Source organism: Thalassobacterium maritimum (genome assembly GCF_031127805.1).
In the GTDB taxonomy this organism is placed as follows: domain Bacteria; phylum Verrucomicrobiota; class Verrucomicrobiia; order Opitutales; family Coraliomargaritaceae; genus Thalassobacterium; species Thalassobacterium maritimum.
Window position 1 is genome coordinate 1 of the sequence record NZ_JARXHW010000111.1, and the last position, 2,547, is coordinate 2,547.

Here is a 2,547-nt window from a genome sequence, read left to right on the forward strand (position 1 = left end):
CGTGCTTCGAGGGTGTATTGCCCGGCTTCGAGTGTGAGTGGAATACTCCAAGTGCCGTCGCCGTAATCCACATCCGGATCAATAGTCTGCAAAAAACTCAAAGGTCGAAGGGCTGGCTCCTTCGCCGAGGAACAGTTCGAAAATGCCGGGGCCGGTGCTGCTGCCGCTGACGGTGAAGCTGCGCTCCTCGGGCTGGGCGGTTTCAGCGGGAACTACGAATCGCCTTGCCGAACTCCAGCATTTTGAATCAATTATTTTCACATCGTTTGGGCAGTCGCATTGCTAACTTAATTTGAAAACCTTGATCTAGATTGAAAGAAATAACGGGCAGGTTTTGGCTAAGGAGGACAACACTACGAGGCGGGCTGGGTGCTGCAATGCCAAACCGATAAGCGAGCTTCATAAAACGGGGTCCCACATCAAGCGCATTGACTTTGCGAGCCGTTGGGCGATTCGAATCGGACGTCCTGCCACAAAGTGAATAAAGCGATTAGGTGACTCCAAAACAACAGAACTTCTCTCGCGAAGGAGCTGCATCAAACTACATCTTTTCATCCGTTTTGGCATGCGATCTGTCCCCGTGCTTATGGTTGGCCTGTGCCTTCTTTTTACATCTTTTCATCCGTTTTGGCATGCGATCTGTCCCCGTGCTTATGGTTGGCCTGTGCCTTCTTTTATTGGTCCTATTTTACCCTTAGATCGTATAGCACACAAGGAGGAGCACACTCAGCAAAATCATTAGACAGTATTTCATGGAAACTTTCTAATAAAACAATTTTACTTTCATCAATTAGCGATGAATCAGTCAATGCAACACATAATCTAGATGCATTAGATTCAAGGAGTAAATCAGCAAGAACCTGCTCAAGAAGTCGAACCCGATCGACTCCATTTAATGGCAAGCCTATGCTGGCATTAGTGGCATAGTTCAGATAATCAATCAGGCAGGTTGCATTCCAACCACCAGGCTTATCCGCAATACAAAAAAGTAACTTCCCTGAAGATTGATCAAGTAAATACTGAGGGAAATTGTATAGCTGTTCCTCTCCTATTTTACAGACTCCAACCCCATAGGTATTCTCTAGTTTTTTGAATAAACTCTCACTTCCACTACTCGACAACGACACATCGACAAATCCATATATTTCATTCGACATAACTACTCTCCACTTTCTATACGTATAATTATTCTTGATACCACGTCCCCACAGGCATACCATTACTATCCAACTCTCGGTAAGAATTACCAATTGGCCCTTGTTCACTATATTCCGTCCTGTGTTCATGAGGAACTGATCTTCCGTCTGAACCGCTGCCCAACTCACCGTGAGTTCTTTGTTGTCCATAATCCTCTCTAGAGAAGGCCTGCCCCCGCTCATTGTAGTAAGTCACACTGCTACTGCCATCAGGTCGAGTATGTTCATAGATCGAATTTGGCGCTCCAACCTTCGGAGCATTAACTGCCTTGCCTCCTTCAACTTTAATGTGGGGAGTATTAACATTCCCTGGCGTCCTTCTATCAATTAATTCAATGCCAGCTATAATAATTCCAGCTTGAACAGCCTTCCAGTCACCTTCCAATGCGGCAGTGCCTGTATCATATCCGGCGTTATAAGCTTCGACGGTTTCTGTTACCGGGATAGCCAGCGTCGGAGCATCAAAGTCGACCCCCAAAAATTCAACAGTGGGACGATTAGGATCGGTTAATTCTTTGTAGGTATCGCTGTAACCTTTGTGCTGCACATCACCGACCGCAATGTGCATGGCATCACCAACCATCTTAGGTCCTTCATCCATCAGGAAATTTCCGATTGAGTCCGTGATGGCATTACTTGCTGCCTTCTGCATTTCGTTGAGACCTTTGACTTCGTCCCAGAAATAACCAAAGAAACCTTTTTCCTCCTCCTTACCTATCGGATCGCCTTGCTTGTATTTTCTCCCCGTGGGATCGACAAAGTTGATAGGGTCGCCACCGGCGTAGCTATACAAGTCTGGCGTCGCTCCATGGCCGAATGGATCTGCGGAAAGAAAGCGTCCACCCAGCGGATCGTAGTGGCGTGCGCCCATGACGAAGAAACCAGTTGGATCGATAGGGCGGGTTTGCCAGCCGAGAGATTCAGCCAAGCTTTCGGTGACTTCGAGAGGCTGTTGCTGTGATCCGGGCAATGGGCCATATCCGCCGAACTGCTGCTCTTTGTAAATAACTGTATCGTCAGCTGCGTTGGCGATGACGCCGAGGTCGATGGTGGCGACGACGTGTCCGTGAACCGTGTCGATAATTGGTGTCGTTTTGCCCGTTGCCTCATCGACGATGGCTTCTAAGCCGCCGAGACCTTGGAAGGCTCCGTAGCCGGTGTCGAGGTCGGGGCCGTGGACGAGCCACTCGCGCTGCCCGTGATGCTCGACGGCGGCGACCATATATTCGACCTGAGGATCGAACCATGTTTTGATTCGGTTCTTTTCGATCGTGATCGCGTTGGCTCCGGCGGGCGAGTAATCGGTCTGGAAACGCCGTCCAAAGCCGTCATATTGTGCAGTCCAGATGTA

The 2,547-nt window shown here is 48.8% G+C and carries 3 protein-coding genes; all 3 read right to left on the minus strand.

What is annotated here, in order from left to right:
* Positions 1 to 78: 78 nt before the first annotated feature.
* Entirely contained in the window at positions 79 to 261 is a 183-nt protein-coding gene (locus QEH52_RS19285; protein ID WP_308952590.1) for a hypothetical protein, read from the minus strand.
* A 422-nt stretch (positions 262 to 683) separates the two neighbouring features.
* Positions 684 to 1,157, minus strand: coding sequence for a hypothetical protein (locus tag QEH52_RS19290; RefSeq protein ID WP_308952591.1), 474 nt, complete (start codon positions 1,155 to 1,157; stop codon positions 684 to 686).
* A 28-nt stretch (positions 1,158 to 1,185) separates the two neighbouring features.
* The coding region (locus QEH52_RS19295; RefSeq protein WP_308952592.1) for an RHS repeat-associated core domain-containing protein at positions 1,186 to 2,547 on the minus strand (1,362 nt) is incomplete at its 5' end.